Genomic DNA, 16,853 nt, shown 5'->3' on the forward strand with positions numbered 1-16,853 from the left:
CTTGACTAAACATATTCATTTCACCATGCACAGCTATTAGAAATCTTAATCATGACAATCAATATTATATATTTTACTTAATGGCAAACTTTCGGTAAAGTTCAAATTGAACCTATATATATAATTCCTATCGAATTAATCTATGTTTATATTCCTTGTGAGGTGGATATCGTTGCAACTTCATGTATTGAACAGTCCTTTTAGTCAGCAGCAGGCAGACTTGCTTAATCAGCTGCTTCCGACTTTAACAGATCAACAAAAAATTTGGCTTACCGGTTATTTATCAGCACAAGCTGCGCTAGCCGGATCAGAAACAGCTACTCAAGCCCTATCTCCTTCTGCCGCAGCACCTGCGCAGCCTGTCAGTAAAGATGTGACCGTGCTTTACGGGTCGCAAACAGGTAATTCCGAAGGGTTAGCGAAAAAGACAGCACAGCATCTTGAAGAGAAAGGCTTTCAAGTGACGCTCTCTTCTATGTCAGATTTTAAACCAAATAATCTGAAAAAAATACACAATTTACTGTTGATCGTCAGCACACATGGCGAGGGAGATCCGCCTGACAATGCCCTTTCTTTCCATGAATATGTCCATGGTAGACGTGCGCCAAAGCTCGATCATTTAAGCTTTTCTGTTCTATCGCTTGGTGACAGCTCCTACGAATTCTTCTGTCAGACTGGAAAAGAATTTGATGAGCGCTTCAAAGAGCTTGGCGGAACGCGCCTGACAGATCGAGTGGATTGTGACCTTGATTATGATGAGCCGTTTTCTGAATGGCTTCAAGGGGTGACATCGTCACTTAGCGAAGGTGAAGCCGCAGCATTCCCGCAAGAATCAGCAGGAGAGAGCAACCAAACAGCAGCTACTGAATACTCAAGAACGAATCCTTTTTATGCGGAAGTTCTTGAAAATATCAACCTAAATGGCCGCGGCTCGAACAAAGAAACCCGCCATTTGGAGCTTTCATTAGAAGGATCAGGACTTGTGTATGAACCGGGTGACAGCCTTGGGATTTATCCAACAAATGATCCTGCGCTTGTTGATGAACTGATCACGACATGTGGATGGAGCGTGGAAGAAGCCGTAACTGTTCATAAAAACGGTGACACTCTTCCTTTAAAAGAAGCACTTACCTCACATTTTGAGATTACAGTATTAACAAAACCCCTTCTTCAAAAGTTGACGGACTTGACGAAAAATGAAGCCCTCCATGCCCTTTTAAAAGAAGGAAATGAAGAAAAGTTAAAAGCGTATTTAGCAGGAAGAGATTTAGTCGATGCTGCGCGCGACTTCGGTCCTTTTGAAGGAACAGCCGCAGACTTCACTGCGATTTTAAGAAAAATTCCTGCCCGCCTTTATTCGATTGCAAGCAGTCTGAAAGCGAATGAAGAAGAAGTTCACTTGACGATCGGTGCTGTGAGATATGATGCGCACGGAAGAGAACGTCAAGGTGTCTGCTCCATTCTATGTGCAGAGCGCTTAGAGCCAGGTGATACGCTGCCTGTTTATATTCAGCACAATCAAAACTTTAAGCTTCCTGAAAACCCTGATGCACCGATCATTATGGTGGGACCAGGCACAGGTATCGCCCCTTTCCGTTCGTTTATGCAGGAACGAGAAGAAATCGGTGCAAGCGGAAAGTCGTGGTTATTCTTCGGCGATCAGCACTTTGTGACGGACTTCTTATATCAAACCGAATGGCAAAAGTGGTTAAAAGATGGCGTCTTAACGAAAATGGATGTGGCTTTTTCAAGAGATTCAGAGGAAAAAGTATATGTTCAGCATCAAATGAGGAAACAAAGTAAAGAATTATTCGAATGGCTGGAGCAAGGTGCGTATGTATATGTTTGCGGAGATGAAAAGCATATGGCGCATGATGTGCATCGTACCCTTCTATCGATTATCCAAGAAGAAGGAGCGATGAGCAAAGAGAAAGCAGAAAGCTATCTAGCTAACTTGCAGCAGCAAAAACGCTATCAGCGCGACGTATATTAATGGACTTGATGCTTGAAAGAAAGGAGCTTTTACTTACATGGTGAAGACAGCATTAACAGCGCCGGATGGACCTCCGAGCGACGTAGAAGAAATCAAAGAAAAAAGTGATTATTTACGGGGTACGTTAAAAGAAGTAATGCTTGATCCGATTTCAGCGGGAATTCCTGATGATGACAACCGCCTGATGAAACATCACGGCAGTTATTTACAGGATGATCGGGACCTCAGAAATGAACGGCAGAAACAAAAACTTGAGCCTGCCTATCAATTTATGCTGCGCGTACGCCTGCCTGGCGGAATCGCCACATCTAAGCAGTGGCTAGTGATGGATGAGCTTGCTCACACATACGGAAACGGTACGTTAAAGCTGACTACTCGTGAAACCTTTCAGCTTCACGGTATTTTAAAATGGAATATGAAAAAAACCATTCAAGACATTCATTCTACTATGCTTGATACAATTGCTGCTTGCGGCGACGTGAACCGGAATGTCATGTGTACATCAAACCCCTATCAATCAGAAGTGCACCATGATGTATACGAGCTGGCGAAAAAATTAAGTGATGACCTGCTTCCGCAAACAAGAGCGTATCACGAAATTTGGCTTGATGAGGAAAAGGTTGCGGCAACGCCAGATACAGAAGTTGAACCGATGTATGGCCCGCTTTATTTACCAAGGAAATTCAAAATTGGTGTGGCGGTCCCTCCTGCTAATGATATTGATGTCTTTTCGCAGGATTTAGGCTTCATTGCGATCATCGAAAATGAGCAATTAATCGGCTTTAATGTCGCAATTGGCGGCGGAATGGGTATGACTCATGGTGATACAGCGACCTATCCTCAGCTTGCAAAAGTAATTGGCTTTTGTACACCGGAACAAGTTGTAGAGATTGCGAAACAAGTGATTACTATTCAGCGTGACTACGGAAACCGTTCCGTGCGAAAAAATGCCCGCTTTAAATATACAGTGGACCGCCTTGGTCTTGAGAATGTAAAAGAAGAGCTGGAGCGCCGCCTCGGGTTTGCCCTTTTAGGCGCAAGAGATTATCACTTTGATCATAATGGGGACCGCTATGGCTGGGTAAAAGGCATCAATGGCAGATGGCATTATACGATGTTTGTAGAAGGCGGACGTATCACAGATTATGATGATTATCCGCTGATGACAGGCATTCGTGAAATCGCAAAAATTCATACGGGTGACTTCCGCTTAACAGCGAATCAAAATTTGATCATTGGAAATGTCACTTCTCATAAAAAGAAACAAATCGAGCAGCTCATACAGGAGTTCGGTTTATCAGCTGGTCAGCAGCACTCTGCACTCCGCCGCAGTTCAATGGCCTGTGTTTCTCTTCCAACATGCGGCTTAGCAATGGCAGAAGCAGAACGCTACCTCCCGCGCTTGATTGACAAAATTGAAGAGATTGTTGAAGAAAACGGCTTAAGTGATAAAGAAATCACGATTCGTATGACTGGTTGTCCAAATGGCTGTGCCCGCCATGCGCTAGGTGAAATTGGTTTTATCGGCAAATCACCTGGCAAATACAACATGTATCTTGGCGCTGCGTTTGATGGTAGCAGATTAAGTAAGCTGTACCGTGAAAATGTTGGTGAGGAAGAGATTTTAAACGAGCTTGGCTCTCTTCTCCCCCGCTATGCAAAAGAACGAGAAGACCGAGAACATTTCGGTGATTTTGTTGTTCGGGCAGAGATTGTCAAAGAAACAACAGATGGCACGAATTTTCATGTGCAATAGAAAAAGACAGGACACTCTCCTGTCTTTTTTCATCCCTAGGAAGGAAGAACGAGTACCGGCACGCAGACCTCAACACCGATGCGATGGCTCTTGTTTACACGCTGTTCTGTTTCCGTTTCAAGTACTCGCAAATGCTTTTGTACACATGAGGATTGTCTAAAGAAGAAAGATCTGGTGGAGGCTGCTGTTCATAAGCTCCTTTTAATAAACGCCGGACGATTTTTCCGTTTCTTGTTTTCGGTAAAGCTGAAATAAGATGAATTTCCTTTGGCGTGAGCGCTTTTCCCGCAAATGAACCAACATGAGTTTTGAGCTCTTGAATCAGTTTTGATTCGTCACAAGACTGCGGGCTGCTCACGATGAAGCACACGAGTGCCTCCCCCTTCACCTCATCCTTTACCCCAATCACAGCGGCCTCGTGTACAGCTGGGTGTCCGACAAGAATGGATTCAATTTCTGCTGGACCGACACGTTTTCCTGCTGTATTAATGACATCATCCGACCTGCCAGTGATATGAAACGTGCCATCCTCTGATTGCACCACCCAATCCCCATGTGTCCACACCCCATCAAATCGTTTGAAATACGTGTCTTCATAACGCTTAGGATCTTTCCAAAACCCACATGTCATGCCAACCCATGGCTTTTTCACAACGAGCTCTCCTACTTCATTTATGACGCTCTCACCTGCTTCATTATATACATCAGCTGCCATTCCTAAAATCACCGCATTAAAAAGGACTGGTTTAATTGGGCGAAGCAGCGTACTTCCTACAATTCCGCCTGAGACTTCTGTTCCTCCCGAATAGTTGAGAATTGGAATATGCTTATGACCAATACTGTCAAAAAGCCATTGCCATGGTGCTTCATTCCATGGCTCACCTGTAGATATGATGGCTTTGACATGCGGCAGCTTTATACCTGCAAGATTTTGCTGCATCGCGGATCGAACAAACGTAGGTGAAAGGCCAAAGTGGGTGATCTTTTGCTCGTGAATGAATGACCAGAGGTGCTGTCCATCTGGATAATCGGGTGCGCCGTCATATAAAACAATCGCAGCTCCATTGATCAAGCCGCCAAAGACGAGAAATGGCCCCATCATCCAGCCCATATCTGTGAGCCAAAACAAGCGGTCTCCTTTTGCAACGTCCATACAAAGACCGGCATCAAAAGCTGCTTTTACAGGGAATCCTGCGTGTGTATGAACCGCTCCTTTTGGCGTACCAGTCGTTCCAGAAGTGTATAAGATCATGAGAGGCTCTTCATTTGAGAGATAGGTCGTTTCACTTATCGGATTTTCTTTTAACAAATCATTTAGCCTGATATCTCCTTCATATTCAGTATCAGAGGAGGTGTGTACAATGACGGTTTTGACGGTCGTGGTTTTGCCTATGGCTTCTGCTGCACATTCCCGCATATTGATCTTCTTCCCGCGGCGCGTCATGCCTGAGCCTGTAACGACAATGGCTGCACCTGACGCACGAATACGTACGGCAAGAGGCTCGCTTCCATATCCAGAGAAGACGGGGCTAAAGATAACGCCAATTTTTGCAAAGGCTAGCATGACAGCGACCGTTTCAGGAAGCATCGGCATATAAATGACTGCCACATCTCCTTTTTGAAGCCCATTCTTCAAAAAGCCAGCAGCGAGGCGATTCACCTTTTCCTGAAGATCGAGATACGTCCATCTACTCTCTTCGCCCATTTCGTTTTTCCAAATCACGGCTGGCTGATGCTGCGCTTCTTCGTTCTCTGCCCATTTGTCCACGGCCGTTTCGGTTATGTTGAGTTGGCCGCCTTTATACCAGTTTGGCCACATGAGTGAATCTTGACCTAATGCGGCTTCATACGGCATCTTCCACTTGATACCGACCGCCTTTTCAGCTTCTCTCCAAAACCAATCGGTACGCTCGATACTAGCTTTGTAGAATGCATCATAAGTAGAAAAACCAAGCGAGTGCATCCATTGGTAAAGACGTGTCTGTTTGATCATTTGCTCTTCCGGTTTCCACACTGGTTTCAGGTTCATCATGAGGATGCCCCCCTTTAGACCGGATAGACCGGATGTTTTCGTCTTGTAAATGTCATCTCTTTTGAGGAATAGGCTTGTAATCGATGACAAAGCTCATCTCGCAGGTGGTCGAACGGGATGACACCGTCGACAATCATTTCAGATGCAAGCTCATATATATTCATATCTTCTTGATATTCCTTGCGTTTCTCTTGGATAAATGCAGCTCTCTCTTCAGCAGGCAATTCGGCAATCTTATTTGCATAGACAGCATTTACAGCCGCTTCTGGCCCCATGACAGCAATTTGCGCTGATGGAAGAGCAAGACAGCAGTCTGGTTCAAACGCTGGTCCTGCCATTGCATATAAACCTGCACCGTATGCTTTACGCACAATGACCGATATTTTCGGAACGGTTGCCTCTGACATAGCGGAGATCATTTTCGCCCCGTGCCTAATAATGCCAGCTTGTTCCACTTTTGTTCCGATCATAAATCCCGGTATATCCGCAAGGAAAAGGAGCGGGATATGAAAGGCGTCACATAGCTGAATAAACTTGGCAGCTTTGTCAGCTGAGTCATGGAACAGCACCCCGCCTTTTACCCTCGGCTGGTTGGCAATAAGACCGACAGGCTGCCCGTTCATGCGGCCAAAGCCTGTGATCAGCTCTGCGGCAAACAGTTTTTTGATTTCAAAAAATGATCCTTCATCAATGAGTAAATCAATGAGCTGATACATATCAAAAGGGGTATTCTGCCCTTTAGGAATAAGGTCTTGGATGGTCCTCTCAGATGCTTTAGGTGCTTTTGCGGCTGCCAGTTTTGGTTTTTCTGTATAGTTGGCAGGCATGTAGGTTAAATAGTCGAGAGCGATTTGAATGGCTTCTTCCTCGGTTTTGGCTAAAATATCACCACATCCTGATATGCTGCAGTGCATGTTTGCCCCGCCCATTTCTTCAAGTGTTACTTTTTCTCCAATCACCATTTCGGCCATTCTCGGAGAGCCTAAATACATCGAGGCATTCCCTTCGACCATCACAACGATGTCACAAAAAGCAGGAATATAAGCACCTCCTGCCGCAGAAGGACCAAATAGTAAACAAACTTGCGGGATACGTCCAGACAGCTTCACTTGGTTATAAAAAATGCGTCCCGCTCCTCTTCTGCCTGGAAACATCGCAATTTGATCGGTGATTCTAGCACCCGCAGAGTCGACTAAATACAGCATTGGGCAGTTGAGCTTTTCTGCTGTTTCTTGGATTCTGATGATTTTTTCGACCGTTTTGACGCCCCATGATCCAGCTTTGACAGTAGAATCATTTGCCATAACGCATACGGTTTGCCCATTCATCCGCCCCGTCCCTGTAACAACACCATCTGCTGGTAAATGCTCATCTTTACACTCGGCAAACATCGCATCCTCAATGAACGAATCCTGATCTAATAACAACTGGAGCCGGTCACGGACGAACAATTTTCCTTTTTCTTTGTTTTTTTGATGGTATCGTTCAGCTCCTCCTTTGACAATCCGCTGTTTTTTCACTTCATATTCTTCAATCATACCCATTCCCCTTTCTTGCTAGTTGCCTCTGTATTGAGGCGTTCGTTTTTCTTGGAAAGCTTGAAGACCCTCCATTCGATCTTCTGTATCAATGAGCCGTACATAGGCTTCGTATTCCTTCATCAAACCTGTACGCAGATCGTGATCAAGACTCATTTGAATCGCTCGTTTCGCTTCTTTTAAAGCAATTGGGCCGTTTTTGGCGATTTGTTTTGCGAGAGAAATGGCGTCATTCATAAGGGAATCTGCTAAAGAGAGGTGCTCAATTAGTCCAATTTGAATGGCTTCTTCAGCTTGTAATGAAGCACCTGTGAAAATGAGTTCTTTTGCTTTACCGAGTCCAATGAGACGAGGAAGCCGCTGCGTCCCTCCTGCCCCTGGTATGATAGCTAGTCCTGTTTCTGGCAGACCGAGTCTTGCTCCGGCTCGTGCGATGCGAATATCACAAGCCAGTGCGAGCTCAAGTCCTCCGCCAAGTGCGTGTCCATTCATGACGGCAATGACAGGTACAGGAAGGGATTCAATTTCTGTAAAGGTTTGCTGAATTGACAGAACTGCCGCTTTTGCTTCTTCTTCTGTCATCAATCGTCGCTCTTTTAAATCAGCACCTGCGCAAAAAACGTTAGAACCAGCTCCTGTCATGAGCAGGCAGCGGATGCTTTCATCATGTTTGATTTCTTGAATGAGTTGATTGATCTCCTCAAGCATCGCAGCAGATAGGGAATTTGCTTGTGCTGGTCTGTTTAAGGTCATGATTCCAATCTGTTCATCTTGTATCGTAAAATTGACCAATGATGTCATGTCACATTCATCCTTTATGAAGTAGTATGAGAGTGAAAAGCGCGTAAACAATGACTAGGCAAGGTTCGATTTACTTTTGATTCGATCCATTCTGCCGCTTTTATCAATGCTGGAAAATCGATATTGGTTTCAATTCCTAGTTTTTGAAGCATATGCACGACATCTTCTGTCGCGACATTTCCACTAGAGCCAGGCGCATATGGACAGCCGCCTAGCCCGCCGCTAGAGGCGTCAAATGTGGTGATTCCAGCTTTTAATGCCGTATAAATATTGGCAAGACCCATCCCTTTCGTATCATGAAAATGAAGAGCGATTTTATCAGCAGGAAAACGTTCAAGTAAAATGTCTAAGCGTCTTTCTACTTGAAGCGGATGGGCTTCTCCAATGGTGTCGCCGAGTGATATTTCATCAATGCCATAAGAAAGCAGCATATCCGTTAACCGCAACACTTGATCCATCGACACTTGATGTTCATAAGGACAGCCAAACACGGTGGAAATATATGCGCGTGTCTGTTTTCCTGCTACTTTTAAATCAGCTGTCATTTGTTTGATGACAGGAAGTGTTTCGTGGATGGATTGATTCATATTCTTTTTGTTATGTGTTTCACTCGAGGAGATAAACATAGCGCCTGTGTCAAGATTTGCTTCAAAAAAGTGAGCTAAGCCTTTTTCGTTAGGAATGAGTGCTGCATAGGTGATGTCGCCTCTTTTGTGTAAGGATTGGGCTAACTCTTTGGCGTCTTTTAAGGCTGGGACCCATTTAGGATGAACAAATGAGGTGACTTCAATATAAGGAAGCCGGGCTGTTGTGAGCAGTTCAATCCATCTTTGTTTCTCACTTGTGTCCAGCCAAGTGGATTCATTTTGCAATCCGTCCCGCGGGCCAACCTCCCTAATAAGTACACGCTTTGGTAATGCCATCTCGCTTCCCCCTATTCTGTCAGCTCTAGAAGAACCTCCCCTTCATCGACAAATTCTCCCTCTCTTTTATACACTTTGCTGATGACACCTGCCTCTTCTGCCACTATTGGAATCTCCATTTTCATTGATTCCAAGATAGCGACCTCCTGCCCTTTTTGCACTTCATCGCCTTGTTTCACAAGAAGCTTCCATAAGTTTCCCGCCATTTGTATCGTGACCGTTTTCATGAACGGTTCCCCTCCCTTTTTTTCATGAGAAAATCGGTTGTGATGCTGCCATGTAAGAAAGTAGATGATTCAGCCATTTCCCTCAAAAGCGGTAAGTTGGTTTTGATCCCTTCTATTTCATATGCTTGTAACGCCTGTTTTAATCGTTCTATTGCAAGTTTTCGTGTATCACCGTAAACGACCATCTTCGCAATCATTGGATCGTAATATGGGGTAATGACGCTCCCGCTTGTCACACTTGATTCATGGCGTATATAGGGAGCTTCTGGTATAGATAGCCGAGTGATTGTTCCTGGTGACGGATAAAAGGTGACGGGATCCTCCGCATAGATTCTGACCTCGATGGCATGCCCGATTTGATGAATGTCCCCCTGATTGAAGGAAAGCGGCTCTGATGCAGCGATTTTCAGTTGCTCCTCGACAAGATCAATACCTGTAATTTCTTCTGTGACAGGGTGCTCTACTTGTAATCTCGTGTTCATCTCTAAAAAGTAAAATTGTTGGTTTTGATCGACTAAACATTCAATTGTCCCTGCATTTTCATAGCCAATGGCTTTGGCTGCTTTCACCGCCACCCGTCCCATCTCTTGTCTTACGGATTCATCGAGACAGGCAGCTGGTGCTTCTTCGATGATTTTCTGGTGTCTTCTCTGGAGTGAACAGTCGCGCTCAAATAAGTGAACCCCGTGGCCGAATGAATCAAAGAGGACCTGGATTTCAATGTGCCGCGCGTCTTCAATGACCTTTTCCATATAAAGCGTCCCGTCGTTAAAAAAACTTTGCGCTCTTTTTTGATTTCCCTCAAAAGCTTTACGCAGCTCCTCATCATTTCGGACAAGCTGCATGCCGATACCTCCGCCTCCGCTTGATGCCTTGAGCATGATCGGATAACCGAGTGACTGCGCTTTACTGACTCCTTCTTCTGCGTCATGGAGAGGTGCTGAAACGCCAGGTACAATGGGGATTCCCGCATGATCCATCGTTTTTCTCGCTTCAATTTTATTCCCCATGCGCTGAATGACCTGTGCAGATGGACCAATAAAAGCGATTCCTTCGCTGCGGCAGCGTTCTGCAAAGGCGGCATTTTCTGATAAAAGGCCATACCCAGGGTGGATGGCGTCTGTATTTGTCTGCTTGGCTACCTCGATGATCACTTCCATGTTTAAATAGCTTTCAGATACTTTTGCACCTCCAATAAGATAGGCGCTGTCTGCTTCTTGCACATGAAGTGCATGCTGATCTGCCTCTGAATAAACAGCCACGGTGTTGATCCCGAGCCTTTTACAAGTCCGAATAATTCGACGAGCAATTTCGCCTCGATTGGCGATCAATACTTTTTTGAACATCGCTGCCCTCACTCCTTTATTAGATCAAGTGCCTGTTTTTTCAGACGAAATTTTTGAATCTTCCCTGAGGCGGTCATCGGATACTCGTCTGTGATGAAAAAATATTTCGGAATTTTGTAGCGTGCCATTTGTGACTGACAGTAGCTGGTTAATGTCTCAATCGTCACCGTGCGACCTTGTTTGAGCCGAATGAATGCGGCGGCTTCTTCTCCGTAAGTCTCGTCAGGAATACCGACGACCTGTGCATCAAGAATGGCTGGATGCGTGTAAAGAACGTCTTCAATCTCTTTTGGATAAACATTTTCCCCGCCTCTAATGATCATATCTTTTAGCCGTCCTGTGATTTTCACATAGCCATCCTCATCCATCTCCGCTAAATCTCCTGTATGAAGCCACCCGTCCTCATCAATGACTTCATTTGTGGCTTCTTCATTTTTATAGTAGCCTTTCATCACGTGATAGCCTTTCGTGCACAGCTCGCCTTGTTCTCCTCTTGGTACTTCATATGGGGTACCTGGGGCGGTGATTTTTACCTCGATGTGAGGAAGCGCCCGTCCGACTGTTTGAACCCGCCTTTCAAATGAATCATCCGTTCTTGTTTGGGTAATGACAGGTGAGCTTTCAGTCTGGCCGTAGGCAATCGTGAGCTCCTTCAGACCCATTTGTTCAATGACGGCTTTCATCACATGGGATGGGCAGAGAGATCCTGCCATAATGCCGGTGCGTAATGTGGACAGATTGTACTTGTGGAAATTCGGATGATCAAGCTCTGCGATGAACATTGTCGGGACGCCGTGAAGAACCGTGCACTTCTCTTTTTCCACTGTTTGAAGGACTCGCTCTGGGTGGAAAGATTCAATTGGAATGATCGTGCCACCTTTTGCGAGACAAGCAAGTACGCCAAGAACAGACCCAAAGCAATGAAAAAACGGCACGGGGATACACATGCGGTCTTCACGGGTGAGCTTCATGCAATCTGCGATTTGACTGGCATTGCAGACGATGTTTGTATGGCTGAGCATGACACCTTTTGGGTAGCCGGTTGTCCCTGACGTATATTGCATATTAATGACGTCATCAGGCGTCAGCTCCTCCATTCGTTTCTCCCATTCATCATCCCCCGTTCTTTTGGCAGCAGCTTGAATACTGTCCCAGCTGCGCATGCCCTTTGGCGTGTGCTCGCCAATATAAACGACACTTTTTAAATATGGAAATGCTGTTGAAGTGATCTCGCCCTGATGAGCTGTTTGGAGCTCTGGGATGAGGTCTTCAAGCATTCTGACATAGGATGTCTCTTTAAACCCGTCTACGATAAACAGCATGCTGCTATCAGAGTGCTTTAGTAAGTAAGCGAGTTCTTGTGATTGAAAGTTCGTATTCACGGTGACAAGAACGGCTCCAATAGAAGCGCAGGCGAATTGCAGCATGAGCCATTCAGGTACATTGGGTGCCATAATGGCGATATGATCTCCTTTTTGAACGCCTAATGCCATAAGACCTTTCCCTGTTTCCTTGACCTCTTTAAAAAACGCTTCGTATGAATAACGTAATGAACGTTCTGGATACACAATGGCTTCATGTGCTGGGTGCTGCTCCTTTTTCTCTTTTAATAGGGAGCCAATCGTTTGTGGATGAATCGACATCATGAATTTCCTCCTCCACCAATAGTAAGCGTTTTCATAACAGAATTAAGCTAACAATTGTCTTGCGATGACTAAACGCTGAATTTCAGAGGTGCCTTCTCCAATTTCCATGAGCTTGGCATCTCTCACAAGCCGTTCTACCCCGCACTCTTTCATATAGCCTGTTCCTCCGTGAATTTGGACAGCATCAAGACTTGCTTTTGTCGCCATTTCTGAAGCGAAAAGTTTGGCATAGGCAGCTTCTTTTGTAAATGGCTTGCCATGATCTTTCAGCCAGGCGGCTTTCCACACCATTTGTCTAGCGAGTTCTATTTGCATCGCCATATCTGCCAGCTTAAACTGAATGGCTTGAAAGGAAGAAAGGGTCTGCCCAAATTGCTTTCTTTCCTTTGCATAGGAGAGAGAAGCATCTAGTGCAGCTTGTGCGATCCCAACAGATAAGGCAGCAATGGATATGCGTCCTCCGTCTAAAGTGTATAAAAATTGCTTGAAGCCTTTGTTTGGATCTCCTAATATATGATGTGCTGGTACACGTACGTTGTCTAAAATGATTTCAGCCGTATCTGAACCGCGCACCCCCATTTTGTCATATGGATTTGTAATGGTCAGCCCTTTTTGCCCTTTCTCTACAATGAAGGCGGAAATGATCGGGCGGCCGTGCTCATCGTGATCCGATACGGCGGTAACGATAATGGTTCTGGCAAAATTGGCGTTTGTGATCCAGCATTTCTCCCCGCTAATCACATATTCTTGTCCGTCTTTGACCGCTTTTGTTTTTGTCCCTTTAGCATCTGATCCTGCATTTGGTTCCGTCAATCCGAAGGAACCGAGTGCTGTTCCAGATGCCAGAGGGACGAGGTGATCCATTTTTTGTTCCTCTGTACCGAAATAATACAGCGGGCTTGCGCCTAAGGAAACGGCCGCGGCATAGCTAAGACCTGTACTGGCACACTGTTTTCCGATTTCTTCTACAGCGAGCGCATATGAGATTGTATCTCCACCTGAGCCTCCGTATTTCTCTGGAAAAGGAATACCCATCAAGCCGAGCTCCCCCATTTTTTGAAAAGTTTGGGCTGGGAATATAGCCTGTTCATCAATGGTTTGAGCGAGTGGTGCAATTTCTTCCTTGGCGAATTCTTTGACCATCTGCCGAATCATTTGTTGTTCTTTCGTTAATTCAAAATCCATCATGTTTCCCCCTTTGGCTCTTTTCTATCATATTTATTAATCAAGTGGCTGCTTCATGCCAAGCTTGGCTGAATTCAGAAAATTAAAACAAAAATAATAGAAAAAAGCATGAACGAAGAAAATCCTCATTCATGCTTTTTCGTTATCTCACTCTTTTTGTAGAAGGTTTGCTTTCGTGATGAAGACGATTGAGAGCCGTTACTTTGTAAGTAACACTCTTATTCTGGTGAACTGAAAGATCATCTTTGACGGATGTCAGCGTACCAGTTTCTTTTCTAACAGTTTGAAGCAACTCATATGTTCCTTTCGTCGTCAATCGATAGACTGCATAATAGGATGCGGTAGATTGCGGATCATTTTTGATCTGTAAAGCTGCACCATCTGCTGTTTTTTTAATAGATTGAATGATTGGTTTTTTTGGCGCATTCTGATGAAGCCAAGGCATTTCTGGAATGAGAGCCGGTTTACGGTAGGCGTCTTCTATCAATCGATTTTTGACATTCAAAGGGTTACGGTTGATATCCTTTAGGCTAAAGTGCATGCTTCCCTGTACGAGAGGTGACTGTCTGTTTAGTTTGATCTGCCGAAAGTATTCTTCTGGATCTGACCAAGCAGGATCACTGTTTTGATTAATTTTATACGTCGCCTGACCAATGTACAGGTGAACAGGCTCTCCCTTCACTTCATTTGACCACCATTTCGTGAGCACGTCATAGGCGGCTGCCTGAAAACCGATGCTCCAGTAAATTTGCGGGGTAACATAATCGATATCATGCTGCTGAATCCACTCTCTTGTATCAGCATACAAATCATCGTAATTGGTCATCCCTGCTGTGGTATTTGAACCAGTCGGGTCATCCTTTATGTTGCGCCATACTCCAAATGGGCTAATACCAAATTTCACATACGGCTTTACTTTCTTCACGGTGTCGTTGATTTGCTTGACCAATTGGTTCACATTATCTCTTCGCCAATCTTCTATATGCGTAAATGCCTTTTTTCCATATGTTTCATACGTTTCTTGATCTGGGAACGGCACATCGGCTATTTTATTCGGGTAAAAATAATCATCCATATGCACTGCATCAATATCGTAGTTTTTCACGACTTCTTCTATACCGCCGACAATGAACTTCTGAGCTTTTGGAATGCCTGGATTGAAATAAAGCTGATTTCCGTATGCAATGGTCCAATCAGGATGTTTTTTTGCCGGGTGATCGGCTGATAAACGGCTGAGATCGGTATGATTCATTGTGATGCGATACGGGTTAAACCAAGCGTGAAATTCGAGCCCGCGTTTATGAGCTTCTTCGATCATGAATTCAAGCGGGTCATACCCGGGATCTTTCCCTTGCGTGCCGGTTAAATATTCGGACCACGGCCCGTATGCCGAAGGGTAAAAGGCATCTGCTGTCGGTTTAATTTGCATGATCACGGCATTCATATTCATCGCTTTGATCTCATCTAACAAATGAATAAACTCTTCTTTTTGCTCTTTGACAGGCAGCCCTTTCTTTGAAGGCCAATCTAAATTATAAACCGATGCGATCCATACTGCGCGCATCTCTCTTGTGCTTTCAAGCTTCCCTTTTGGGATTGGACGAGCTAGACTGCTAGAAGGAATCAATAAGAATACAAACATTAAAATTAGTGTTAGACACGTCATACAGATCTTTTTCACCATTTTTTGCATCACCTCATCATCAGTTTATTCCGCTTTTTGAGATCGAATGCCAGCAGATGGTGTCAGCAGGATGTTTTTCATTTCCTTGAGCTGGGCTTCAGGTATGTCGCAAGCCTCGATTAAATACCGCTCTGCACTCCCGTATGTCTCCATCATTTCGTTTAGCACATCTTCCAGATAATCTTGCTGCACACCGAGAAGCGGCTGAATTTGCTCTTTTGATACCCGATATAAACTCATCATCCGGACAAATCGCTGCTGCCTTCTGACAAGCATTTTCACCCCTTCGTTAGAGCGCATGTATTCACTTAAAACGGCAGACATCGGTACACCTGCTGCTAATTGAATGAGGGCAGATAAAAAGCCTGTCCGGTCCTTACCGCTTGTGCAGTGAAGCATCAGCGGGTAATTGCTTTTATCTGAAAGAAGTGTGAACAGTTGCTGAATTTCTTCTTTACGCTCTGTGAGCATGCTTTGATATAAATCCTTCATAATCGGTGTGAAAGTGAAAGATTTCCCTTCTGCTACCAGCATACGAAACATGGTCCATTTACTTGGCATCTTACTGTCAGGATGCATGGGAATATGGACGATTTTGTTATGTTCCTTGATCTTTGGCGGATGTGATTTGCGTTCTGAGGCTGTACGGAGATCGCAAACAGTTTGAATCCCAAGGGTCGAAAACGTCTCGATATCTTGTTTCGTCAGACGGGACAAATCTGCGGATCGATAAATCATCCCCTCCCTGATCACCATTTCATCTGTTGTGTGAAGTCCCCCTACTTCTCTAAAATTCGCAAGCTTTGAAAATGGGTTGTTTGATTGATTCATAGAAGTGAAAGTCCTTTCCGTTACGTTCTTTTCTCTATCATACGCTTTTATCGAGATGGGGAAAAGAGAAGCCATTTGGTATAATGGAAAAAGGACATACGGTTGGATTGGAGAAATGTAGCATGATCAAAACAAAACGGATTCAGCAAATCAAAGAGTATGTGTTTGACCGGGAATCTGCCTCACTGGATGAGCTTGTGGCGCATTTTGGCGTTTCAAAAAACACGATACGCCGAGATGTACAAGCATTGGTCGAGTCCGGCGTGCTCAAAAAAGTATATGGCGGAGTGGCTGTGAATCATTCAACATTAGTAGTATATCAGGAGCGAAAGACCCATCAGCTGAGTAAAAAGCAATTGATTGGTCAAACAGCAGCTGCTTTTGTGGAAAATGGGGATATGATTTTTGTTGATTCTGGTACGACAACACTTGAGATGCTTCCCTATTTGACTGAGAAACAGGTGACTGTTGTGACCAATAATGTAGATTTCATCACACAGGCGATGCCTTATGAGAATCTCACTATCTTTTCCACCGGCGGGATGCTTGAGAGAAAAACGAATTCATTCGTTGGCTATCAAAGTGTAGAGCGTTTGAAAGCTTACAATGTCAATAAAGCCTTTATCGCATCAACTGGTTTATCCATTGATCACGGCGTCACGAATTCGTCCCCGCTTGAAACGGATATTAAAAAGACGGTTGTTGAAAAAAGTGCCAAAACGTTTTTATTAGTGGATGATAGTAAATTTAATCATTACGCTTTGACCACATTTTGTCATTTGCAAGATCTTGATGTCGTCGTGACGAATAAACAGCCAAGTGAAGATTATCTTCAATATGGAAAAGAGCATGATGTACGGTTTGTCACGCCTTCATCAAAATAGATGGATC

Annotated in this window: 13 protein-coding genes; 3 read left to right on the top strand and 10 right to left on the bottom strand. The window is 44.5% G+C overall.

Annotated elements, in window-relative coordinates:
• Nucleotides 1–172: 172 nt before the first annotated feature.
• Nucleotides 173–1,993, top strand: coding sequence for an assimilatory sulfite reductase (NADPH) flavoprotein subunit (locus NSQ36_RS09125; RefSeq protein ID WP_339207270.1), 1,821 nt, complete (start codon nt 173–175; stop codon nt 1,991–1,993).
• Between the two features lie 37 nt (nt 1,994–2,030).
• Entirely contained in the window at nt 2,031–3,749 is a 1,719-nt protein-coding gene (gene cysI, locus NSQ36_RS09130; RefSeq protein ID WP_339207272.1) for an assimilatory sulfite reductase (NADPH) hemoprotein subunit, read from the top strand.
• Between the two features lie 94 nt (nt 3,750–3,843).
• On the opposite strand, the gene NSQ36_RS09135 is transcribed toward cysI, so the two are convergent.
• The 10 genes from NSQ36_RS09135 to NSQ36_RS09180 form a co-directional block, all read right to left on the bottom strand.
• On the bottom strand, nt 3,844–5,781 hold the full coding sequence (locus NSQ36_RS09135) for an AMP-binding protein (protein ID WP_339207274.1): 1,938 nt from the start codon (nt 5,779–5,781) through the stop codon (nt 3,844–3,846).
• 14 nt (nt 5,782–5,795) lie between these two features.
• A complete protein-coding gene (locus NSQ36_RS09140) occupies nt 5,796–7,319 on the bottom strand; it encodes an acyl-CoA carboxylase subunit beta (RefSeq protein WP_339207276.1) in 1,524 nt (507 codons plus the stop codon).
• Nucleotides 7,320–7,337: 18 nt separating this feature from the next.
• Nucleotides 7,338–8,120: an enoyl-CoA hydratase gene (locus tag NSQ36_RS09145; protein ID WP_212046640.1), complete on the bottom strand. Its 783-nt coding sequence runs from the start codon at nt 8,118–8,120 to the stop codon at nt 7,338–7,340.
• Nucleotides 8,121–8,134: 14 nt separating this feature from the next.
• A complete protein-coding gene (locus NSQ36_RS09150) occupies nt 8,135–9,043 on the bottom strand; it encodes a hydroxymethylglutaryl-CoA lyase (protein WP_339207279.1) in 909 nt (302 codons plus the stop codon).
• 11 nt (nt 9,044–9,054) lie between these two features.
• The gene (locus tag NSQ36_RS09155; protein ID WP_050944834.1) at nt 9,055–9,270 is read right to left on the bottom strand and encodes an acetyl-CoA carboxylase biotin carboxyl carrier protein subunit; all 216 of its coding nucleotides are present in this window, start codon (nt 9,268–9,270) and stop codon (nt 9,055–9,057) included.
• Entirely contained in the window at nt 9,267–10,616 is a 1,350-nt protein-coding gene (locus NSQ36_RS09160) for an acetyl-CoA carboxylase biotin carboxylase subunit (RefSeq protein ID WP_050944833.1), read from the bottom strand. The genes NSQ36_RS09155 and NSQ36_RS09160 overlap by 4 nt, the downstream gene beginning before the upstream one ends.
• Before the next feature lie 8 nt (nt 10,617–10,624).
• A complete protein-coding gene (locus NSQ36_RS09165) occupies nt 10,625–12,262 on the bottom strand; it encodes an AMP-binding protein (protein WP_339207281.1) in 1,638 nt (545 codons plus the stop codon).
• A 42-nt stretch (nt 12,263–12,304) separates the two neighbouring features.
• A complete protein-coding gene (locus NSQ36_RS09170) occupies nt 12,305–13,447 on the bottom strand; it encodes an acyl-CoA dehydrogenase family protein (protein WP_251190445.1) in 1,143 nt (380 codons plus the stop codon).
• A 142-nt stretch (nt 13,448–13,589) separates the two neighbouring features.
• On the bottom strand, nt 13,590–15,131 hold the full coding sequence (locus NSQ36_RS09175; protein ID WP_339207283.1) for a family 10 glycosylhydrolase: 1,542 nt from the start codon (nt 15,129–15,131) through the stop codon (nt 13,590–13,592).
• A 24-nt stretch (nt 15,132–15,155) separates the two neighbouring features.
• Nucleotides 15,156–15,962: a tyrosine-protein phosphatase gene (locus NSQ36_RS09180; protein ID WP_050944829.1), complete on the bottom strand. Its 807-nt coding sequence runs from the start codon at nt 15,960–15,962 to the stop codon at nt 15,156–15,158.
• A 122-nt stretch (nt 15,963–16,084) separates the two neighbouring features.
• On the opposite strand from NSQ36_RS09180, the gene NSQ36_RS09185 reads away from it, so the two are divergent.
• The gene (locus tag NSQ36_RS09185; RefSeq protein WP_137055659.1) at nt 16,085–16,846 is read left to right on the top strand and encodes a DeoR/GlpR family DNA-binding transcription regulator; all 762 of its coding nucleotides are present in this window, start codon (nt 16,085–16,087) and stop codon (nt 16,844–16,846) included.
• Nucleotides 16,847–16,853: the final 7 nt, after the last annotated feature.

This window comes from Bacillus sp. FSL W8-1143 (genome assembly GCF_037965155.1).
GTDB lineage: Bacteria > Bacillota > Bacilli > Bacillales > Bacillaceae > Bacillus > Bacillus pumilus.

Coding starts and splice junctions, on each gene's coding strand:
- NSQ36_RS09170 (WP_251190445.1), bottom strand. CDS start 13,447: ATGGATTTTGAATTAACGAAAGAACAACAAATGATTCGGCAGATGGTC.
- NSQ36_RS09160 (WP_050944833.1), bottom strand. CDS start 10,616: ATGTTCAAAAAAGTATTGATCGCCAATCGAGGCGAAATTGCTCGTCGA.
- NSQ36_RS09155 (WP_050944834.1), bottom strand. CDS start 9,270: ATGAAAACGGTCACGATACAAATGGCGGGAAACTTATGGAAGCTTCTT.
- NSQ36_RS09180 (WP_050944829.1), bottom strand. CDS start 15,962: ATGAATCAATCAAACAACCCATTTTCAAAGCTTGCGAATTTTAGAGAA.
- NSQ36_RS09165 (WP_339207281.1), bottom strand. CDS start 12,262: ATGATGTCGATTCATCCACAAACGATTGGCTCCCTATTAAAAGAGAAA.
- NSQ36_RS09145 (WP_212046640.1), bottom strand. CDS start 8,120: ATGACATCATTGGTCAATTTTACGATACAAGATGAACAGATTGGAATC.
- NSQ36_RS09150 (WP_339207279.1), bottom strand. CDS start 9,043: ATGGCATTACCAAAGCGTGTACTTATTAGGGAGGTTGGCCCGCGGGAC.
- NSQ36_RS09140 (WP_339207276.1), bottom strand. CDS start 7,319: ATGATTGAAGAATATGAAGTGAAAAAACAGCGGATTGTCAAAGGAGGA.
- NSQ36_RS09135 (WP_339207274.1), bottom strand. CDS start 5,781: ATGATGAACCTGAAACCAGTGTGGAAACCGGAAGAGCAAATGATCAAA.
- NSQ36_RS09175 (WP_339207283.1), bottom strand. CDS start 15,131: ATGGTGAAAAAGATCTGTATGACGTGTCTAACACTAATTTTAATGTTT.
- NSQ36_RS09185 (WP_137055659.1), top strand. CDS start 16,085: ATGATCAAAACAAAACGGATTCAGCAAATCAAAGAGTATGTGTTTGAC.
- cysI (WP_339207272.1), top strand. CDS start 2,031: ATGGTGAAGACAGCATTAACAGCGCCGGATGGACCTCCGAGCGACGTA.